Here is a 19,320-nt window from a genome sequence, read left to right on the forward strand (position 1 = left end):
CGCGGGGCGACCCTGCGGCCGACCCCCCATGACTACCGACACGCAAGCATAGGGGGCTGCGGCGCAGGATGCAAAATCGACGGTTCCGCGGGCCGCGTGCACCCCGTCCGGGGTTGACCCGGGTCTAGGAGATCGGGCAGGGCCGCGGTTAGGGTGGGGCGGAATCGCTCTTCCCACCCACCTGCGCGCCGGAGCCGCACCGCCGCGGGAGGGAGGGTCCCCCAATCCCCGAGGTCCCATGCCCCACTCCCTGCGCCGTCCGCGTCCCGCCCGCCTCCCCGGCGCGCCGAGACTCGGGCGACTCCGCGGTGCGGCCCTGGCCTCCGCCGTCGTCGCGCTCGTCGCCGGCCTGCTCGTCGCCACTCCCGCCCAGGCGGTCGAGTACCCGAGCTGGGCCGACGTCGAGGCGGCGAAGGGCGACACCGCCGCCGCCGCCGCTCAGGTCGACCGGATCACCTCGCTGATCGGCGATCTGCAGAGCGAGGTCGCCTCCGCCCAGCAGCTCGCGCAGCAGCGCGGCGACGAGCACTTCGCCGCTCAGCAGGCGTTCGACGAGGCCTCGGACCAGTCGAAGAAGCTCGAGGACCGGGCGGACGCCAGCGCCGAGGAGGCCGACAAGGCCTCGCAGCAGGCGGGCCTGCTCGCCGCGCAGCTCTACCGCAGCACCGGCACCGACCTGTCCGTCAACATCTTCCTCGACCAGAAGGCCGGCCAGGCCGACCAGCTGCTCTCGAGGATCGGGAGCATGACCAAGCTCGTCGAGCGCTCCTCCGCGATCTACGAGCAGGCCAGCACCGCCCGCAACACCGCGTCCTCCCTCGCCGACCAGGCCGAGGTCGCGCAGGCCGAGCGCGAGCGCCTCCGCATCGCCGCCGAGCAGAAGCTCGCCGAGGCGACCGCGGCCCAGGAGGCGTCCGAGGCCGCGCTCGCCGAGCAGCAGGAGCAGAGCGTCGTGCTCGAGCAGCAGCTCGCCGCGCTCCGCGACACCGAGTCGAAGACCGTGGCCGACTACGAGGCCGGCGTCGCCGCCCGCGAGGCCGAGCGCCTCCGCAGGCTCGCCGAGGAGGAGGCCGCCCGTCAGGCCGCCGCCCAGGCCGAGGCCGCGCGCCGCGAGGCCGCCCGGGCCGCAGCCGCGTCCAGCGGCGGTGGCGGCGGGTACGTCGCCCCCTCAGGCGGCGGCGGCTCCAGTGCCGTCAGCGACTCCGGCTGGGTCCGCCCCGCCGGGGGCCGCATCACCGGCACCTTCGGTCCGCGCGACAGCATCTCGACCGGCGGAGGATCCTCCGGCTCGTACCACCGCGGCACCGACCTCGCGGGCGGCTGCGGCATCCCGATCTTCGCGGCGCACAGCGGGACCGTCTCCTACGCGGGCCCCAACGGCACCTACGGCAACTGGGTGCTGATCGACCACGGCAGCGGCATCAGCACCGGCTACGCGCACATCATGTCCGGCGGGATCTACGTCCGCGTCGGTCAGCAGGTCCAGGCGGGCGAGCAGATCGCCGCCGTCGGCTCGACCGGCGCCTCCACCGGCTGCCACCTGCACTTCGAGACCCGCGTCAACGGCTCCGCCGTGGACGCCCAACCGTTCATGGCACAACGAGGAGTCACCCTTGGCTGACGCACAGACGACCGCACGCACCTTCACCCCGGCACCCCGGGAGCGCGCCTGGAAGGGCCGCCTCCCGCTCGCCCTCTCCGCCGCCTTCGCGGTCACGGCGGTCACCGCGTCCCTCGGCATCACGCCGGCCCTCGCCGATGACGCGAAGTACCCCTCGTGGGACGACGTGCAGAACGCCAAGAAGGACGAGGCGAGCAAGCAGGCCGAGATCGACTCGATCACCGGCCTCATCGCGAGCCTGCAGACCGCGGTCGACGAGAAGTCGATCACCGCGATGAAGAAGGCCGAGGCCTGGCGCCAGGCCAAGGAGGCGCTCGACGCCGCTGCGGAGGCCGTCGCCGACCTCGAGGAGAAGGCGACCACCGCCTCCGCCAAGGCGCAGACCTCGAAGATGCGCGCCGGTCTGCTCGCCGCGCACCTCTCGCGTGCTGCCGGCGGCGACCTCTCCGCCAGCCTCGTCGCCAAGGGCGAGGACGCGGGCGATCTGCTCTACCAGCTCGGCGCGATGTCGCAGCTCTCGGAGCAGTCGCAGAAGGTCTACGCCGACGCCCTCGCCGACAAGCAGAACGCCGAGTCGCTCGGCGACCAGGCCGACCGCGCCGTCACCGAGCACCAGGCGCTCTCGGACGAGGCCGACGCCGCCCGCAGGGACGCCGACGCCGCCGCCGAGTCCGCCCGCGCGTCGCTCTCGGCGCAGGAGGAGAAGTCGCAGGAGCTGGTCGCCCAGCTCGCGCTGCTGAAGGACTCCTCGGTCGAGGTCGAGACCCAGTACCTCGCGGGCGAGCAGAAGCGCCAGGCCGACGAGGCCGCTGCTCAGGCGCAGGCCGAGGCGGAGGCCGCCGCGCAGGCGCAGTCCACCGCCCGCTCCGCCCAGCAGCAGTCCTCGGCGCAGGCCGGCACCGCCGCCCCGTCGCGCCAGACCGCCTCCCTCCCGCAGCCCGCCGCTCCGCAGCCCGCGCAGCAGCAGCCCGCTCCGGCTCCGGCCCAGCCCGCTGCTCAGCCGGTCGCCCAGCCGGCGGCTCAGCCGCTCCCGCAGCCGGTGACCGCTCCCGTCCTGGTGCCGACCAGCGGCGCCGTCGAGAACGCGATCTCGTACGCGATGGCGCAGCTCGGCGAGGAGTACGTCCTCGGCGGCATGGGCCCGGACCAGTGGGACTGCTCGGGCCTCACCAAGGCCTCCTACGCGTCCTCGGGCATCTACATCGGCACCCACTCGGCGACCAACCAGTACAACACCATGGCCGGCGCCGGCAAGCTCGTCCCCTACAGCCAGCGCCAGCGCGGCGACCTGATCTTCTGGGGCGGCGGCGGGGACTACTACCACGTGGCCATCTACCTCGGGAACAACCAGATCATCGAGGCCGCCGACTACGGCAAGCCCGTGCGCATCTGGAACACCTGGGGCACGCCGGCCGGCATGGTCGGCCGCCCGGCCGCCTGAGCCGCGGCCGCTCCGCGCAACGAGAGAACCCCCTCCTGTCGAGTCGACGGGAGGGGGTTCCTTCGTTGGTGCGAGGGGTCAGTGACCCTCTTCGGCCAGCTTCTTGATGCCGTCCTGGACGATCTGCTCAGCCTCGGCGGCGTCGCCCCACGCGTCGACCTTGACCCACTTGCCGGGCTCGAGGTCCTTGTAGCGCTCGAAGAAGTGCTTGATCTCGTTCTTCGTGTGCTCCGGGACGTCGCCGATGTCCTGGATGTGCTGCCAGCGCGGGTCCTTCGCGGGGACCACGATCACCTTGGCGTCGGAGCCGGCCTCGTCGCTCATGTTGAGCACGCCGACCGGGCGGACGGAGACGCCCACGCCCGGGAAGACGGGGTACTCGAGCAGCACCAGCGCGTCGACGGGGTCGCCGTCGAGGCCGAGGGTGTTCTCGAAGTACCCGTAGTCCGTCGGGTAGACGAAGGAGGTGAAGAGCACACGGTCGAGGTAGACGCGACCGGTCTCGTGGTCGACCTCGTACTTGTTGCGGCTCCCCTTGGGGATCTCGACGACGACGTCGTATGCGGCCATGCTCTCTCCTTGAGTCGGTGGCGCCGTGAGCGGCGCATCGGCGGACGGATCGGCCTCCGGAACGCTCGCGCGGGTGCGCGCGCGGGAGGGGCGGATCGCTGGCATTACGTTACTTGATGTGCCCGATCGCCCCCGCCTGACCCCCGCCGTCGCCGATCTGCGGCGGGCGGTGCGCGAGAGCCTCGACGAGCTCGACTCGGGAGCGCTCGTGCTGGTCGCGCTGAGCGGGGGAGCGGACTCGCTCGCGCTCGCGGCGGCGGTCGCCTTCGAGGCGCCGCGGGGCGGGAGGCGGGCCGGTGCGGTGATCGTCGACCACGGGCTGCAGGAGGCGTCGGCCGAGGTCGCGCGGCGGGCGGCGGAGCAGGCGCACGGGCTGGGGCTCGCGCCGGTGCTGCGCGAGGTGGTGACGGTGTCCGCCGAGGGCGGTCCGGAGGCGGCCGCCCGCACCGCGCGCTACCACGCCTTCGACGACGCGCTGACCGCGACGGGCGCCGCCGCGATCCTCCTGGGCCACACCCTCGACGACCAGGCCGAGACGGTGCTGCTGGGGCTGGCCCGCGGAGCCGGTGCCGCCTCGCTGCACGGGATGGCGCCGGTCAGCGGACCGCTGCGGCGGCCGCTCCTGGGCCTGCGCCGCGAGACGACCCGCCTCGCCTGCGCCGATCAGGGGCTCGTGCCGTGGGACGACCCGCACAACGACGACCCCCGCTACTCGCGGGTCCGGGTGCGGAACCGCGTGCTGCCGGTGCTGGAGGACGAGCTCGGGCCGGGAGTGGCGCAGGCTCTGGCGCGCACGGCCGAGCAGCTGCGGGAGGACGGGGACGCGCTCGACGCGCTCGCCCTCGACTGGGCGCTGGAGCTGGTGGGGCAGGACGAGGCGGGGCACGTCACGGTCGACGCGCGCGGGCTCGCCGCGGACCCGCCGGCGCTGCGGCAGCGGATCATCCGCCTGGTCGTGGCGAACGAGTTCGGAGTGGCGCTCTCGCGGTCGCAGACGCTGGCGGTCGCCGCGCTGGTCACCGACTGGCACGGCCAGAAGGGCGTCGACCTTCCCGGCGTCCTCGCCACCCGCCGCGGCACCACCCTCGTCTTCGCGCCCGCGGCCCCCTGACCCGCCCGTCCCCTCTCCGCGAGATGCCACTTGGGTACGCGACACGCCGACGAACGCGTACCCAAGTGGCATCTCGCGGAGGGGAGACGGGGGCCGGTCACCCGTAGAGTGGCCGGGTGGAAGCAGCCGACATCGCCGACGACATCACCGAGGTCCTCTACACCGAGGCCGAGATCCACGAGCGGATCCGCGACCTGGCCCGCGCGATCGAGCGCGACTACGCGGGCGAGAACCTGCTCATCGTCGGGGTGCTGCGCGGCGCCGTGATGGTGATGGCCGATCTGGCCCGCGAGCTCAAGCTCGACATCGTCATGGACTGGATGGCCGTCTCGTCCTACGGGAGCGGCACCAAGTCCTCGGGCGTGGTGCGGATCCTGAAGGACCTCGACTCCGACATCACGAACCGCAAGGTGCTGATCGTCGAGGACATCATCGACTCCGGCCTCACGCTCTCGTGGCTGCAGGGCAACCTGCGCAGCCGCGGCGCCGAGTCGGTCGAGATCTGCGCGTTGTTCCGCAAGCCCGCGGCCGCCAAGGTCGAGGTCGACGTGGCCTACGTCGGCTTCGACATCCCGAACGAGTTCGTGATCGGCTACGGACTCGACTACGCCGAGCGCTACCGCAACCTCCGCGATGTCGCCGTCCTCGCCCCGCACGTCTACGAGTAGCGCAGCCGACACCGCCCAGGAGAGCCTCGAGCGGCTCTTCGCGGTGCCGCTGCTGGGCTACCACATGAGCTACCCGACCTCGCTGCGGGCCGACCTCGAGTTCAACTACTGGTGGCTCGCGCACGCGATCGACGCGGCCGTCGACGCCTTCGAGCGGACGGGCGACGAGGCGCACCTGGAGCGGGCCCGGCGCCTCCACCGCGCGATCCGCCTCCGCAACGGCGGGCGCCTGGTCAACGGCTACTTCGACGACATGATGTGGCTCGGCGGCGCGCTCGCCCGTCTCGGGGAGGCCTCGGGCGACTCGCGCTTCCTCGACCGGGCCGACCGCCTCTGGCGCTTCGCCGTCGCGAAGGGCTGGAACCTCCGCCACGGGGCGAGCCTCGCCTGGCGCCGTCGGCAGCTGGACTACAAGAACGCGCCCGCCAACGGTCCGTTCGCGATCCTCGGCGCGCGCCTGGAGCGGCTGCGGCCCGACGGTCGGGAGGAGCTCTCGCGCGCAGCCCTCGACTGGATGCACGTGCGCCTCCGCGACGACGACACCGGCTTCGTCGCCGACGGCATCGGCCGCCAGGGCGGCTCCGCCCGCGACGACTGGGCCTTCAGCTACAACCACGCCGTCTACATCGGCGCGGCGCTCGCCCTGCACCGCCTGCGGCCCGACCCCCGTCTGGTCGCCCACGCCTCCCGCACGGCCGAGGACCTGCTCGACCGGCTCGCCCCCGACGGCGTCTTCGTCGACCAGGGATCGGGGGACGGCGCCCTGTTCGGCGGCATCGCCTACCGGCACCTCGTCGACCTCGCCACGACGAGCGGAGTCGCGCCCGCGGTGGCCGCGCGCCTCCGCGGCTTCGTCGCCGGCAGCGTCGCCGCGCTGCAGAGCTCGAGCGTGCGCGGCGGGGTGCTCCTGGCAGGGCCCCGCTGGGACGCGCCCCCGTCGCTGCCCGCCACGCTCTCGGCCGAGATCGGCGCCGTGCTCGCCCTGGAGGCGTCAGCGCGACTGGACCGGTCGCCGGTGCCATCAGACTGACGGGGTGAAGGCACCCGAGAAGCGCACCGTCGCCGTCGTGATCAACCCGAGCAAGTTCGACGACGTCGGCGCCGCGGAGGACCTGGTCGCGACGATCGCGCGCCGCCACGGCTGGAACGAGCCGCTCTGGTTCGAGACCAGCCCGGGCGACTCCGGTGCCGCCGCGGCCCGCGCCGCGCTCGAGGCGGCCCCCGACCTGGTCTGCTCGATGGGCGGCGACGGCACCGTGCGCGCGGTCGCCACGGCGCTGCGCGGGACCGGCGTCCCCTACGGCCTGCTGCCCAGCGGCACCGGTAACCTCCTCGCGCGGAACCTCGGGATCCCCCTCGGCTCCCTGCCCGAGGCGGTCGAGATCGCCCTGCTCGGGCAGGACCGCGCCATCGACGTGGGCACGGTCGCGTTCGACGACGGCGAGGAGCGGGTGTTCATGGTGATGGGCGGGGTGGGCCTGGACGCCGAGATCATGGACAAGACGGACGAGGAGCTGAAGAAGCGGGTGGGCTGGGGCGCCTACTTCGCGGCGGGGGCGCCGGCGATGTTCAAGGCCGGATTCGAGGTGACGCTCACGATCGACGGCGTGGAGGAGTCTCCGCAGCGCTGCTTCATGGTGCTGGCCTGCAACTGCAGCTCCGTGGTGGCCAACATCGAGCTGGCCGCCGGCGCGGTGCTCGACGACGGCGACCTGGAGCTGGTGCTGCTGCGGCGGCGCTTCGGCCTCGCGCTGGACGTCGCGACCGGCAACCGCAACGGGCTCGCCTCGCTCCGGCAGTGGCCCGGCCGCGAGTTCTCGTTCGAGCTCGATCAGCCGGTGCTCGCCGAGCTGGACGGCGACCCGGTCGGCCGCACCCGCTCCGGGCGCTTCGGCGTCGATCCGGGCGCCCTGCTCGTGCGCCTGCCGGTGCCGACGCCCCGGAGCCCGGGGCTGACTCCGCACGACTCCGTGATCGTCGACACGTCGGCCATCGCGACGCTGCTGCCGGAGCCGCCCGCCTCCTGACGCTTGCGCGCTCTTCTTTACGGTTGTAAGTTATCTGACGGACGTAAAGAAGGCGCTTGCCGCGCCGGGAAGAAGGACCCCGTGACCGATCCGCGGCTCACCCGCTCGCGCGAGCTCCTGCTCGCCGCGATCACGACGGCCCTCGACCGCCCGGGCGACGACCAGCCCTCCATCACCGAGCTCTGCGGCGCGGCCGGGGTCAGCCGGCCCACGTTCTACCAGCACTTCGGCGACGTCCCGTCCCTGATCGAGGCCGCCGCGGTGGAGCGGATGCACGCGTTGTTCGGCGACGTCGCTCCCGGCACTGCTCCCGCCGACTGGGAGGGCGCGGTTCCCCGCATCGTCCGCGGGCTCCTCGAGGGCCTGCTCGTGCACGCCGACTTCTACCGCCGCGTGCTGAGCGGAGGGACGGCCCGCGCCGTGCAGGAGTCGGTCGTCGCGTTCCTCGCGCAGCGGCTCCTCGCCTTCTCGCCCCTCGCCGAGCGCGGATCGGGCGGCGGCGACCACGCCCGCGTCGAGCGCTTCGCCGTCCTCCTCGCCGCCGGCACCACCTGGCTGGTCGTCGGCTGGCTCCTCGACGGCGACGCCCGCCGTCCCGTGGCCTCGGCGTCCGCCGACATCGCCGAGCTCCTCGTCACCGGAGTCGCCTCGCCGCGGCTCGCCGCCCTGCACTCCACGAAGTAGAAGGACCATGACCACCTCTCCGCTCCGCCGCGCCCTGCGCGCCGTGAACCCGCGCCTCGTCGTCGTCTTCGCCGCGATCGCGCTCATCCCGCTGATCTACGCGGGACTGCTGACCTCGGCCAACCTCGATCCCACGCACCACCTCGACACGGTGCCCGCAGCGGTCGTCAACGAGGACACCGGCGGGACCGCCTCGGACGGCTCCGCGCTCGCCCTCGGCGACGACCTGACCGAGCAGCTCACCACCGACACGTCCGGCTCGGACTTCGCCTGGACGGCGACCGGTGCCGACGAGGCGTCCCGCGAGCTCGCCTCCGGCGACGTCCTCGCCGTCCTGACGGTGCCGGCCGGCTTCTCGGCCGACGTCGCCTCGGTCGGCGGCGACGATCCCGCCGCGGCCGTGCAGGCGAAGCTGTCCATCCAGACGAACGACGCGGCCAACCTGATCGTCGGCAACATCGCCTCCACCATCGGCACCACCGTGACGAAGACGCTGGAGGAGAAGATCGGGGCGACCTACCTCGAGAACGTCTACCTCGGCTTCACCGACGTGCACTCGAGCCTCGAGCAGGCGGCGGACGGCGCCGCGCAGCTGGCGGACGGCGCCGGCACCGCCGCATCCGGCTCCTCCGAGCTGGTCGTCGGGCTCACGCAGCTGCAGGACGGCACTGCGCAGCTGGCGACCGGCGCCGACTCCCTCCGCTCGGGCGCGGGGAGCGCGGCGTCCGGAGCGTCCGACCTCTCGTCGGGACTCCAGCGGATCGCGAGCGGGACCGGGCAGCTGCCCGACCAGGCGGCGGCGCTCGACACCGGTGCCCGCACGGTCGCCGACGGCGCGCAGCAGCTCGACGGCGGAGCGGCGTCGCTCGCCTCGGGCGCCGCCGACCTCGCGGCGGGGACGTCGACCCTGAAGGGCGGCGCGGCCTCGGCGGCGTCCGGCGCAGAGGCGCTGGCCACCGGGTCCGCCTCGCTCTCCGACGGAGCGGGGAAGGCTCTCGCCGGAGCCCAGCAGCTCGCGACCGGCGCGGGGGCGCTCGCGACCGCGACTCCGGGACTCGCCTCCGGAGCGACCGGTGTCGACTCCGGCCTCGCGTCCCTGCTCTCGCGGTACGACTCGCTCTCGGACGCCCAGCGCGTGGCCGAGCTGACCGCTCTCGAGAAGGGTGCGGCCGCTCTCGCGGGCGGAGCCGCCTCGGCGGACGCGGGCGCGCAGACGCTCGCCTCCGGTGCGACCGCGCTCGTCGGCCACGACGGCAGCGGGCTGACGGCGCTCGCCGCCGGTGCCGCCACGGTCTCGGGTGGAGCCTCCGACCTCGCGACCGGCACCGCCGCCCTGGCCACCGGCGCGTCCTCCGCCGCCGACGGCGCCCAGCAGCTCCAGACCGGTGCGCAGGCCCTCGCCCAGGGAGCGGCGACCCTCGACGGCGGAGCGGCGCAGGTCGCCGGCGGAGTGGACACCCTCGCCGGCGCGGTCGGCCCGCTCACCAGCGGCATCGCCTCCGCAGCCGCCGGCGCCTCCGACCTCGCCTCCGGAACGGCCGCCCTCGCGACGGGCGCCTCGGACCTCGCGGACGGCGCCGAGACCGCCGCGACCGGCTCGGCCGACGCGGCCACCGGTTCGCAGAACCTCGCCGACGGGATCGACTCGCTCGCCTCCGGATCGCGCACCCTCGACACGAAGCTCTCGGACGGCGCAAACGATGTGCCCACCTACACCGGCGAGCAGGCCCAGGAGCTCAGCACCGTCGCGGCCGCACCGGTCGGGATCGACGCCGAGCGGATGAACCGCGTGCCGTCCTACGGCTACGGCCTCGCCCCCTACTTCATGGCGCTCGCGCTCTGGGTCGGCGCGCTGGCCTTCTACCTCATGAGCGCCCCGCTCAGCTCCCGCCTCCTCGCCGCGCGCCGGCCCGCCTGGGTCATCGCGCTGCGCAGCTACCTGCCCGGTGCGCTGATGGCGGTCGCCCAGGGCGTGCTGGCCGCACTCGTCATCCGCTTCGGGGTGGGCGTCGAGGCCTCGAACCTGCCCGGGCTGATCGGGATCGCCGTGCTCACGAGCCTCACCTTCGTGGCGATCAACCAGGCACTGATCGCGCTGCTGGACGCCCCGGGCCGATTCCTGGCGCTGCTGATGATCGTGCTGCAGCTGTCCTCGGCCGGGGGCACCTACCCGGTCGAGACCGCGCCCGCCTTCTTCCAGGCGATCCACGGCGTGCTGCCGCTGACCTGGACGGTGGAGGCGTTCCGCTCGCTGATCGCCGGCGGGAGCATCGGAGTCGCGCACGCGGTCCTGGTGCTCGTGCTCTGGCTGGTCGGGGCGCTCGTCGTGACCGTGCTCGCCGCCGCCCGCCGCCGCCGCGGCCTCGAGCCCGCCCTCCGCGACCCGGAGCCCCTCCTCGAGTCGGCCTGACCCGGACGGGCCGGGGCCGGTCCGTCCGCCCGTCCGCCTCTGATGCCCCTCCTCCTCGCGAGACCGCAGGAGTTGTCGCACTCGCCCTCGACTACGACAACTCCTGCGTTCTCGCGGCGCGCCCCGCCCGCGACGCCTGCTCTCTCCTCCCGAGTACGCAGTAGTCGTCGCTGTCGCCCTCGAGCGCGACAACTCCTTCGTAGTCGCGGCGCATCCCGCCTCGGAAGGGCCGGCCACCCGAGCGCCTCGACGCGTCCGCTCTGCAGAGTGGCCCTCGACGGGACCCGCCCCGCCGGACACACCGCGCCGAGACCTGGCCGCAAGCGACGATGCGTCCCGGTCCCTTCCGCCCCGCCCGAAACCTCAGGAGTTGTCGCACTCGAGCTCGAGTGCGACAACTCCTGCGTTCTCGTGGCGCGCCCCCCGGCCCGCGGTAGTCGCCCTCACCCGCAAGGCAGAGGACGCGGACCGGGAAACGCGTGCCAGCGTTTCCCGGCAGTCCGACAGGACCCGCTCTGCGGAACGCACCACCTCGAAGAGCCGACCGCGCGCGGGGGATGCGGCCCGCCGCATCTCCGCCGGACGGTGCCGACGCGTGCCAGCGTTTCCTGGCAGTCCGACAGGACCCGCTCTGCGGAACGCACCACCTCGAAGAGCCGACCGCGCGCGGGGATGCGGCCCGCCGCATCTCCGCCGGACGTTGCCGACGCGTGCCAGCGTTTCCCGGCAGTCCGACAGGACCCGCTCTGCGGAACGCACCACCTCGAAGAGCCGACCGCGCGCGGGGGATGCGGCCCGCCGCATCCCCCGCCAGACCACACAGCCCGCAGCCGTTCGGCCCACGGCGAACGCGTGGGCGGCGCTCAGAGTGCGGGAGGTAGCCTGGCAGGCACAATCTCCTCGTCAGAAAGGCGCCGGGTGTCGCACCCGCAACAAGCATGAACGTGAAGCGCATCTTCCGGGGTCCCATCCTCTACGTCGTCCTGGCGATCGTCGCGGTGTGGATCGGCTCCTCGCTGATCACCATGTCCGGCTTCCGGCCGGTCACGACGCAGGAGGGCCTCGACCTCCTGAAGGACGGCAAGGTCGACTCGGCGAAGATCGTGGACGGCGAGCAGCGCGTCGACCTCACGCTCAAGCAGGCCGACGGAGACAACGGCACGCAGGTGCAGTTCTACTACGTGGCCCCTCGCGGCGCGGAGGTCGTCGACGCGGTGTCCGCGGCCGACCTCGGCAGCACCGGCTACAACGACGAGGTCCCGCAGACCAACTGGTTCCTCTCGGCCCTCGGCTTCCTGCTCCCCATCCTCCTGATCGGCGCGTTCTTCTGGCTGATGCTCTCGGGCATGCAGGGCGGCGGCAACCGCGTCATGCAGTTCGGCAAGTCGAAGGCGAAGCTCGTCTCGAAGGAGTCGCCCAAGGTCACGTTCGGCGACGTCGCCGGCGCCGACGAGGCGATCGAGGAGCTGCACGAGATCAAGGAGTTCCTCAAGGAGCCCGCGAAGTTCCAGGCCGTCGGCGCCCGCATCCCGAAGGGCGTCCTGCTCTACGGCCCTCCCGGCACCGGCAAGACCCTGCTGGCGCGCGCGGTCGCGGGAGAGGCGGGCGTCCCCTTCTACTCGATCTCCGGATCGGACTTCGTCGAGATGTTCGTCGGCGTCGGCGCGAGCCGCGTCCGCGACCTGTTCCAGCAGGCCAAGGAGAACTCACCGGCGATCATCTTCGTCGACGAGATCGACGCGGTCGGCCGTCACCGCGGCGCCGGCATGGGCGGCGGTCACGACGAGCGCGAGCAGACCCTCAACCAGCTGCTGGTCGAGATGGACGGCTTCGACGTCAAGACCAACGTCATCCTGATCGCGGCGACCAACCGCCCCGACATCCTCGACCCCGCGCTGCTGCGCCCGGGCCGCTTCGACCGCCAGATCGGCGTCGACGCCCCCGACCTGCTCGGCCGCAAGCGGATCCTCGAGGTCCACGGCCGCGGCAAGCCGCTCGCAGGGGGAGTCGACCTCGAGGTCGTCGCCCGCAAGACCCCGGGCTTCACCGGAGCCGACCTGGCCAACGTCCTCAACGAGGCCGCGCTGCTCACTGCCCGCTCGAACGCGCAGCTGATCGACAACCGTGCGCTCGACGAGGCCATCGACCGCGTCATCGCGGGGCCGCAGCGCCGCACGCGGGTCATGCGCGACAAGGAGAAGCTGATCACCGCCTACCACGAGGGCGGACACGCTCTGGCGGCGGCGGCGATGCGCCACACCGACCCGGTGACCAAGGTCACGATCCTGCCGCGCGGCCGCGCCCTCGGCTACACGATGGTGCTCCCGCTCGAGGACAAGTACTCCACCACCCGGAACGAGCTCCTCGACCAGCTCACCTACGCCATGGGCGGCCGCGTCGCGGAGGAGATCGTCTTCCACGACCCCACCACGGGAGCGTCGAACGACATCGAGAAGGCGACCTCCATCGCCCGCAAGATGGTCACCGACTACGGCATGTCCGCCAATGTCGGAGCGGTCAAGCTCGGCCAGTCGTCGGGTGAGATGTTCCTCGGCCGCGACATGGGCCACCAGCGCGACTACTCCGAGCAGATCGCCGAGACGGTCGACGCCGAGACGCGCCAGCTCATCGAGCAGGCGCACGACGAGGCGTGGCAGGTCATCAACGACAACCGCGACATCCTCGACCGCCTCGCGATGGAGCTGCTCGAGAAGGAGACGCTCGACCACGACCAGCTGGCCGAGATCTTCAAGGACGTCCGCCGCATCGACGAGCGCCCGCAGTGGCTCTCGAGCGACAAGCGCCCCCTGTCCGATCTGCCGCCCATCGCGGTTCCGGTCGCCAAGGCGCCGATCGACTCCGGTGTGACCGACGGAGGGGTCTCCTCCGCCGGCGCGGACGAGGTCGCTCCGAAGCGCCCGCCGCTGATCAAGCCGCGCCCCGCGACGGCGTAGCGCGCGCGTGCCCGTCGACAAGGCGCGCATCGAGGCGGCCGTCGCCGAGATCCTCGCGGCCATCGGGGACGACCCGGGCCGCGAGGGACTCCTCGACACGCCGCGGCGGTTCGCCGAGGCGTACGAGGAGTTCTTCGGCGGGTTCGACGACGACGCCGCGTCCCAGCTGACCGAGACGTTCGCGGTGGTCGAGGGCGGCCAGGAGTCGCCGCTCGACCAGACGGTGATCGTGCGCGACCTCGCCTTCCGCTCCGTCTGCGAGCACCACCTCCTGCCGTTCCTCGGCGTCGCGCACATCGCCTACCGGCCGCGCGAGCGGGTCGTCGGCCTCGGCCGGCTGCCGCGCGTGATCGAGACGGTCGCGTCGCGCCCGCAGATCCAGGAGCGGATGACCGAGCAGATCGCCGACGCGCTCGAGCAGGGCCTGGCTCCCGAGGGAGTGCTCGTCGTGGTCGACGCCGAGCACGGCTGCGTGCGGATGCGCGGGCCGCGCCAGACCGCGAGCTCGACCGTCACGGTCGCCGCGCGCGGCTCCCTCGCCGACCCGGCCGCCCGCGCTGAAATCATCGCGCTGATCGGCGCCGCGCGGGGGGAGTGACGTGGCCACCACCGTCGCCGACCTCACGCCGACCGGCCGCGCCGCGCTCCTCGGGATCCTCAACGTCACTCCGGACTCCTTCAGCGACGGCGGGCGCTGGCTGTCCGTCGACGACGCCGTCCGCCACGGTCTCGAGCTGACCCGGCCCGCCGGGGACGGACCCGCCTCGTTCGGCGCGGACCTGGTCGACGTCGGCGGGGAGAGCACCCGCCCCGGTGCGGCGCGCGTCGACTCAGCCGCCGAGCAGGGCCGCGTGCTGCCCGTCGTCCGCGCCCTCGCCGCCGAGGGAGTGCGCGTCAGCATCGACACGATGAGCGCCGCCACAGCCGAGGCCGCTCTGGACGCGGGCGCCGTGGTCGTCAACGACGTCTCCGGCGGCCTCGCCGATCCGCGGATGCTGCCGCTCGTCGCCGAGCGCGGCGCCGTCTACATCGCGATGCACTGGCGCGGGCACAGCGCGGGCATGACCGCTCTCGCCTCCTACGGCGACGTGGTGGCGGACGTCCGCGGCGAGCTCGAGCGCCGCGTCGACGCCGTCCGCGAGGCCGGGATCCGGGACGACCGCCTCCTGCTCGACCCGGGCCTCGGCTTCGCGAAGGTCGGCGCGCACGACTGGGCGCTGCTGGCCGGTCTCGACGCGATCGTCTCGCTGGGCTTCCCGGTCCTCGTCGGCCACTCGCGCAAGCGGTTCCTCGCTCCGTTCGCCCCCGCCGGCGCCGCGGCCGCCGAGCGCGACGAGGTCTCCGCCATGCTGAGCCTCGTCGCCGCCGAGCACGGCGCCTGGGGCGTCCGCGTCCACGACGTCCGCTCGTCCGCCCGTGCCCTGGCCCTCGCCGCCCGACTCCAGGAGGAGACCCCGTGATCGCGATCGACCCCGCCGCCCTCGCCGTGCGCGACTCCATCACCCTCACCGGGCTGCGCGTGCGCGCGCACCACGGCGTCTTCGACTTCGAGCGCGAGAACGGCCAGGACTTCGTGATCGACGCGACGGTCTGGCTCGACACCGCGCGCGCGGCCGAGGGCGACGCGCTGGCCGAGACCGTGCACTACGGCGAGCTCGCGATCGCCCTGGCCGACGCGGTGACCCGCGACCCGGTCGACCTCATCGAGACCCTGGCCGAGCGCCTCGCCCGGGTGGCCCTGGGCTTCGCCGCCGCCGACGTCGTCCGCATCACCGTCCACAAGCCGGACGCGCCGATCCCGCTGCCGTTCGAGGACGTCGCCGTGCAGATCACGAGGACCCGCTCGTGAGGCCGCGGCAGGAGCGCGTCCGCCCGGTGCGCCACGTCGTGCTCGCGCTCGGCAGCAACCTCGGGGACCGCCTCGCGCACCTCGAGGAGGCGCTGCGGGCCCTCGCCATGACGCCGGGCCTGCGCATCGAGGCGGTGTCCAAGGTCGTCGAGTCGCCCGCGTGGAAGCCCGAGGGCGTCGACGAGGACGCGCCCGGGTACCTCAACGCGGTCGTGACCGGCTCGACCGTCCTCGAGCCCGACGACCTGCTCGCGGCGACGGCGGCGATCGAAACGGCCGGCGGCCGGATCCGCGGCGAGGGCGAGGAGCGCTGGGGTGACCGGACCCTCGACATCGATGTGATCGCGGTCGGCGGCGTGCTCCGCGACGACGCGCACCTGACCCTCCCGCATCCGCGCGCGGCCGAGCGGGCCTTCGTGCTCGAGCCGTGGCTCGACGCCGAGCCGGCGGCGGTCCTGCCCGGAGCCGGACCCGTGGCCGAGCTGCGCGCGCGGGCGACCGACCACGTGACCGATCACCCGGCCGGACTGACCTGGCCGGGGCGCGAGTCCGCCCGCGGCAGTGCCGCCGACTCCGAGAGCAGGACCCCGTGAGGCGCACCCGCATCAGCACCCTGCTCGGACTCGGCCTCGCCGGGGCCGTCGCCGGCTTCCTCCTCGACCTCGCCATCGCCGCCGCGGGCCGCCCCGTGCTGATCCCGCCGCTGACGGTGCCGCTCACGCTGATCGTCGTCGCCGCCCTCGTGCTCGGGTTCGCGATCCCGATCCACCGGGCGACGAAGGGCACGCTGCGCCGGCCCATCGATCCGTTCCGGGCGATGCGCGTCGTGGTGCTCGCGAAGGCGTCCAGCCACGTCGGCGCTCTGCTGCTCGGTGCGTCCGGCGGCATCCTGGTGTACCTGCTGAGCCGTGCGATCACTTCGCTAGGCTCCGTGTGGCAGGACGTCGCGACCATCGTGGGAGCGCTCGTGCTGCTGGTGGCCGGCCTGGTCGCCGAGCACCTGTGCACCATCCCGCCGAGCGACGACGACGACAGCGCCGTCGGCGAGGTGAACCACGCCTGACGCCGACGCCCGGACCGCCGCGGGCAGTGAGGACGACGCCATGCCCGCCGAGCCCGAGGACGCGTCGCCGACGACCCGCCGCGACGCGAGGGGACGTCGGCGGGACCGCCTCGACGTCACGGGGGAGTGGCGCCGCGTCTCGCCCAAGTACGTCGCCGTCGAGATCGTGTCGGCCGTCGTGTCGAGCGTGCTCCTGCTCGCCGTGCCCGTGGTGCTGATGCTGATCGGCCTGCCGTGGGGCTGGATCCCGATGGCCGCCGCGGCCGCCCTCGCGGTGACCCTCCTGATCGTCGCCCCGCGCCGTGCGCGCGCCTACGGCTACCTCCTGCGCCAGGACGACCTGCTCTTCCGCCGCGGCATCATGTTCCAGCGCTTCGTGTCGGTGCCCTACGGGCGGATGCAGCTCATCGACGTCAACCGCGGGCCGCTCGCCCGGGCGCTCGGCCTCGCCGACCTCCGCTTCGTCACCGCCGCCGCGGCGACCGGCGTCAGCATTCCGGGCCTGGCCGAGCAGGACGCGGAGGAGCTCCGCGACCGCCTCGTCGAGCTCGCCGAGTCGCGCCGGGCCGGCCTGTGACCGAGCTCCGCGCCGTCGAGACGGACCTCGCCGACGGGGAGTGGCACCGCCTCCATCCCGCGACCCCCGTCCTCAAGGGCGGGATCGGCCTCCTGGTCGTCCTCGGCATCGTGATCACGAACCTCCGCGAGCGCCTGGTCGAGCTGTTCCTGCCCGGGCCCGAGGGCTTCGAGAGCGGTGACCCGGTCGACGAGCTGCTGCGCCGCGGGCTCGTCGGCTGGGCGCTGCTCGCGGTGGCGGTGGGCCTGGCGGTCGCCGTCTTCGCGTTCTGGCTGTCCTGGCGGATGCACACGTTCCGCATCACGGACGAGGTCGTCGAGGTGCGCTCCGGCGTGCTCTTCCGGACGAACCGCCGGGCGCGGCTGGACCGCATCCAGGGCATCGCGGTGCAGCGTCCGCTGTTCGCCCGGCTGTTCGGTGCCGCGAAGCTCGAGGTGAGCGTGGCCGGGCAGGACGCGAACGTCCAGCTGTCCTACCTCGGCTCGCGGCTGGTGGACGCGCTGCGCCGCGACATCCTGCGGCTCGCTTCCGGGGTGCGCGAGCGGGAGGCGACGGCCGACGGCGCGGCGCCGGCGGGCGGGTTCCTGGCGCGTCGGCTGGAGGAGTTCGGCGAGCCGCAGGACGACGCGCCGCCCGAGTCGGTCGTCTCGATCCCGCCCGGCCGGCTCCTCGGCTCGCTCGTCTTCAGCGGTTTCACGCTCTTCCTGGCCGCCTCGGCCGTCGCCGTGGTGTTCGTCGCCGTCTACGGCTCGCCGTATGTGCTCTTCGCGATCCTCCCGGGCCTGATCGGCTCGGGCAGCTACTACGTCCGCCAGTTCGTGCGCTCGCTCCGGTACTCGATCGCGGCGACGCCCGACGGCGTGCGCGTCGGCTACGGCGTGCTCTCGACCAGCAGCGACACGATCCCGCCCGGCCGGATCCACGCCGTCGAGATCACGCAGCCGCTGCTCTGGCGCCCCTTCGGCTGGTGGCAGGTGCGGATCGACCGCGCCGGCCACGCGGCCTCCCGCGGGGCGAACGGCGAGCCGAACACCACGATCCTGCCCGTCGGCGACCTCGCCGCGGTCGAGCGCGTCCTCGGGCTGCTGCTGCCCGGACCGGCCGAGGGAGCGGAGTCGACCCCGGTCGGCGACGCGCTCCGCCACCGCGACGCGGCCGGCTTCACCCGGGCGCCGCGCTCGGCGGTGTGGCTCCGCCCCTTCTCGTTCCGGAGGACCGGGTACCGCCTGACGGACGAGGTCGCGATCCTGCGCAGCGGAGCGGTCTGGCGGCGGGTCGCCGTCGTGCCCCTGGCGCGGATGCAGAGCGTCGGGGTCCAGCAGGGACCGCTCCAGCGCCTGCTCGGCCTGGCCTCGGCGCGCGTGCACACGGTGGCCGGCCCCGTCACTCCGCTTGTGCCGGTGATGAGCGCGGCCGACGGACTCGCCTTCTTCGAGAGCCTCGCGACGGCCGGAGTGCGGGCCGCCGACCGCGACGCGAGCCACCAGTGGGGGCGGCGCGCGGCCGCACCCGCCCTGCCCGACTGGCCCGCTCCGGAGGGAGAACCGCATGCCTGAGAACCGCCGCGACGGACGCCTGGGCGTCGGCGTGATCGGTGCCGGACGGGTGGGCCCGGTGCTCGGCGCAGCGCTCGCCGGGGCGGGCCACGCCGTGATCGGGATCGCCACCACCAGCGAGAGCGGCCGCGAGCGCGCCGACGCTCTTCTCCCGGGCGTCCCGGTGCTCGCGATCCCCGAGCTGGTCGAACGCAGCGAGCTGGTGATCGTCGCCGTGCCCGGGGCCGAGATCGCCGCCCTGGTCGCGGGGCTCGCCGCGACCGGAGCGTGGCAGCCCGGCCAGCTGGTGCTGCACACGGCGCCCGAGCACGGCTACGGGGTGCTCGCTCCGGCGCTCGCCTCCGGGGTCATCCCCCTCGCCGTCCACCCGGCGATGGCCTTCAGCGGCACCAGCCTCGACCTGGCGCGCCTCGCCGAGACCTACTTCGCCGTGTCGGCGCCCGGCCCGGTGCTGCCGATCGCGCAGGCGCTCGTGGTCGAGATGGGCGGGGAGCCGGTGACCGTGGCGGAGGCGGATCGCGCCGCCTACGCGGAGGCCGTCTCGACCGCCACCACGTTCTCGACCGCGATCGTCGACCAGGCGGCGGGCCTGCTGGCGGGCATCGGCGTCGAGAAGCCGGGCTTCTTCCTCTCCAGCCTCGTCCGCTCCTCCGTCGACGACGCCCTGCGCCGCGCGGCGGGCTGACGGGGCGGCGGCGGGGCGCGGCGAGACACCGCTCCGCGGCCGGGACACCGCTCGGGAGGCGGTGCCTCGCGGAGGAGCGCGGCGTCTCGCCGGCGGCGACCCCG

18 protein-coding genes are annotated in these 19,320 nt (G+C 73.9%); 17 read left to right on the forward strand and 1 reads right to left on the reverse strand.

Going from position 1 to position 19,320, the window contains the following annotated elements; translation table 11 throughout:
• Nucleotides 1-238 precede the first annotated feature (238 nt).
• Together GSU45_RS02920 and GSU45_RS02925 are read left to right on the forward strand one after the other, a co-directional pair.
• Nucleotides 239-1,621: a M23 family metallopeptidase gene (locus GSU45_RS02920; protein WP_159912561.1), complete on the forward strand. Its 1,383-nt coding sequence runs from the start codon at nucleotides 239-241 to the stop codon at nucleotides 1,619-1,621.
• Nucleotides 1,614-3,062, forward strand: coding sequence for a C40 family peptidase (locus GSU45_RS02925; protein WP_159912563.1), 1,449 nt, complete (start codon nucleotides 1,614-1,616; stop codon nucleotides 3,060-3,062). Before GSU45_RS02920 ends, GSU45_RS02925 begins: the two co-directional genes overlap by 8 nt.
• 78 nt (nucleotides 3,063-3,140) lie before the next feature.
• On the opposite strand, the gene ppa is transcribed toward GSU45_RS02925, so the two are convergent.
• Nucleotides 3,141-3,632 (reverse strand): inorganic diphosphatase, encoded by a 492-nt coding sequence (ppa, locus tag GSU45_RS02930; protein WP_159912565.1) that lies wholly within the window; start codon nucleotides 3,630-3,632, stop codon nucleotides 3,141-3,143.
• Between the two features lie 118 nt (nucleotides 3,633-3,750).
• Here ppa and tilS point away from each other — a divergent pair, with 118 nt between their 5' ends.
• The 15 genes from tilS to GSU45_RS03005 all read left to right on the forward strand — a co-directional run bounded on the left by tilS (nucleotide 3,751) and on the right by GSU45_RS03005 (nucleotide 19,216).
• Nucleotides 3,751-4,743 (forward strand): tRNA lysidine(34) synthetase TilS, encoded by a 993-nt coding sequence (gene tilS, locus GSU45_RS02935; protein WP_159912567.1) that lies wholly within the window; start codon nucleotides 3,751-3,753, stop codon nucleotides 4,741-4,743.
• 116 nt (nucleotides 4,744-4,859) lie between these two features.
• Nucleotides 4,860-5,411 (forward strand): hypoxanthine phosphoribosyltransferase, encoded by a 552-nt coding sequence (gene hpt, locus GSU45_RS02940; RefSeq protein ID WP_104224109.1) that lies wholly within the window; start codon nucleotides 4,860-4,862, stop codon nucleotides 5,409-5,411.
• On the forward strand, nucleotides 5,377-6,441 hold the full coding sequence (locus tag GSU45_RS02945) for a glycoside hydrolase family 76 protein (RefSeq protein WP_159912569.1): 1,065 nt from the start codon (nucleotides 5,377-5,379) through the stop codon (nucleotides 6,439-6,441). The genes hpt and GSU45_RS02945 overlap by 35 nt, the downstream gene beginning before the upstream one ends.
• Before the next feature lie 4 nt (nucleotides 6,442-6,445).
• The gene (locus GSU45_RS02950) at nucleotides 6,446-7,438 is read left to right on the forward strand and encodes a diacylglycerol kinase family protein (RefSeq protein WP_159912571.1); all 993 of its coding nucleotides are present in this window, start codon (nucleotides 6,446-6,448) and stop codon (nucleotides 7,436-7,438) included.
• Nucleotides 7,439-7,519: 81 nt separating this feature from the next.
• Nucleotides 7,520-8,122 carry a TetR/AcrR family transcriptional regulator gene (locus GSU45_RS02955; protein ID WP_159912573.1) on the forward strand — a complete coding sequence of 201 codons (603 nt, stop codon included), beginning with the start codon at nucleotides 7,520-7,522 and terminating at the stop codon, nucleotides 8,120-8,122.
• 7 nt (nucleotides 8,123-8,129) lie between these two features.
• Nucleotides 8,130-10,532 carry a YhgE/Pip domain-containing protein gene (locus tag GSU45_RS02960; RefSeq protein ID WP_159912575.1) on the forward strand — a complete coding sequence of 801 codons (2,403 nt, stop codon included), beginning with the start codon at nucleotides 8,130-8,132 and terminating at the stop codon, nucleotides 10,530-10,532.
• A 938-nt stretch (nucleotides 10,533-11,470) separates the two neighbouring features.
• Entirely contained in the window at nucleotides 11,471-13,486 is a 2,016-nt protein-coding gene (ftsH, locus tag GSU45_RS02965; RefSeq protein ID WP_159912577.1) for an ATP-dependent zinc metalloprotease FtsH, read from the forward strand.
• Nucleotides 13,487-13,493: 7 nt separating this feature from the next.
• A complete protein-coding gene (gene folE / locus GSU45_RS02970; RefSeq protein ID WP_159912579.1) occupies nucleotides 13,494-14,084 on the forward strand; it encodes a GTP cyclohydrolase I FolE in 591 nt (196 codons plus the stop codon).
• A 1-nt stretch (nucleotide 14,085) separates the two neighbouring features.
• The gene (gene folP / locus GSU45_RS02975) at nucleotides 14,086-14,946 is read left to right on the forward strand and encodes a dihydropteroate synthase (protein WP_159912581.1); all 861 of its coding nucleotides are present in this window, start codon (nucleotides 14,086-14,088) and stop codon (nucleotides 14,944-14,946) included.
• A complete protein-coding gene (folB, locus tag GSU45_RS02980) occupies nucleotides 14,943-15,335 on the forward strand; it encodes a dihydroneopterin aldolase (protein ID WP_244248192.1) in 393 nt (130 codons plus the stop codon). The genes folP and folB overlap by 4 nt, the downstream gene beginning before the upstream one ends.
• The gene (folK, locus tag GSU45_RS02985) at nucleotides 15,332-15,928 is read left to right on the forward strand and encodes a 2-amino-4-hydroxy-6-hydroxymethyldihydropteridine diphosphokinase (protein WP_159912583.1); all 597 of its coding nucleotides are present in this window, start codon (nucleotides 15,332-15,334) and stop codon (nucleotides 15,926-15,928) included. Before folB ends, folK begins: the two co-directional genes overlap by 4 nt.
• Nucleotides 15,925-16,398 (forward strand): DUF3180 domain-containing protein, encoded by a 474-nt coding sequence (locus GSU45_RS02990; protein ID WP_159912585.1) that lies wholly within the window; start codon nucleotides 15,925-15,927, stop codon nucleotides 16,396-16,398. Before folK ends, GSU45_RS02990 begins: the two co-directional genes overlap by 4 nt.
• 40 nt (nucleotides 16,399-16,438) lie before the next feature.
• On the forward strand, nucleotides 16,439-16,975 hold the full coding sequence (locus GSU45_RS02995; RefSeq protein WP_159912587.1) for a PH domain-containing protein: 537 nt from the start codon (nucleotides 16,439-16,441) through the stop codon (nucleotides 16,973-16,975).
• On the forward strand, nucleotides 16,972-18,531 hold the full coding sequence (locus GSU45_RS03000) for a PH domain-containing protein (protein WP_159912589.1): 1,560 nt from the start codon (nucleotides 16,972-16,974) through the stop codon (nucleotides 18,529-18,531). Before GSU45_RS02995 ends, GSU45_RS03000 begins: the two co-directional genes overlap by 4 nt.
• Nucleotides 18,524-19,216, forward strand: a complete 693-nt coding sequence (locus tag GSU45_RS03005) for a DUF2520 domain-containing protein (RefSeq protein ID WP_159912591.1) — start codon at nucleotides 18,524-18,526, stop codon at nucleotides 19,214-19,216. Before GSU45_RS03000 ends, GSU45_RS03005 begins: the two co-directional genes overlap by 8 nt.
• The last annotated feature ends 104 nt before the right edge of the window (nucleotides 19,217-19,320 follow it).

The sequence above is a fragment of the Rathayibacter sp. VKM Ac-2801 genome (assembly GCF_009834245.1).
In the GTDB taxonomy this organism is placed as follows: Bacteria; Actinomycetota; Actinomycetes; order Actinomycetales; family Microbacteriaceae; genus Rathayibacter.

Bases quoted from the DNA above. Each gene is read 5' to 3' on its own strand.
- GSU45_RS03005 (WP_159912591.1), top strand. From the start codon at position 18,524: ATGCCTGAGAACCGCCGCGACGGACGCCTGGGCGTCGGCGTGATCGGT.
- GSU45_RS02920 (WP_159912561.1), top strand. From the start codon at position 239: ATGCCCCACTCCCTGCGCCGTCCGCGTCCCGCCCGCCTCCCCGGCGCG.
- ppa (WP_159912565.1), bottom strand. From the start codon at position 3,632: ATGGCCGCATACGACGTCGTCGTCGAGATCCCCAAGGGGAGCCGCAAC.
- GSU45_RS02960 (WP_159912575.1), top strand. From the start codon at position 8,130: ATGACCACCTCTCCGCTCCGCCGCGCCCTGCGCGCCGTGAACCCGCGC.
- GSU45_RS02995 (WP_159912587.1), top strand. From the start codon at position 16,439: ATGCCCGCCGAGCCCGAGGACGCGTCGCCGACGACCCGCCGCGACGCG.
- GSU45_RS02945 (WP_159912569.1), top strand. From the start codon at position 5,377: ATGTCGCCGTCCTCGCCCCGCACGTCTACGAGTAGCGCAGCCGACACC.
- ftsH (WP_159912577.1), top strand. From the start codon at position 11,471: ATGAACGTGAAGCGCATCTTCCGGGGTCCCATCCTCTACGTCGTCCTG.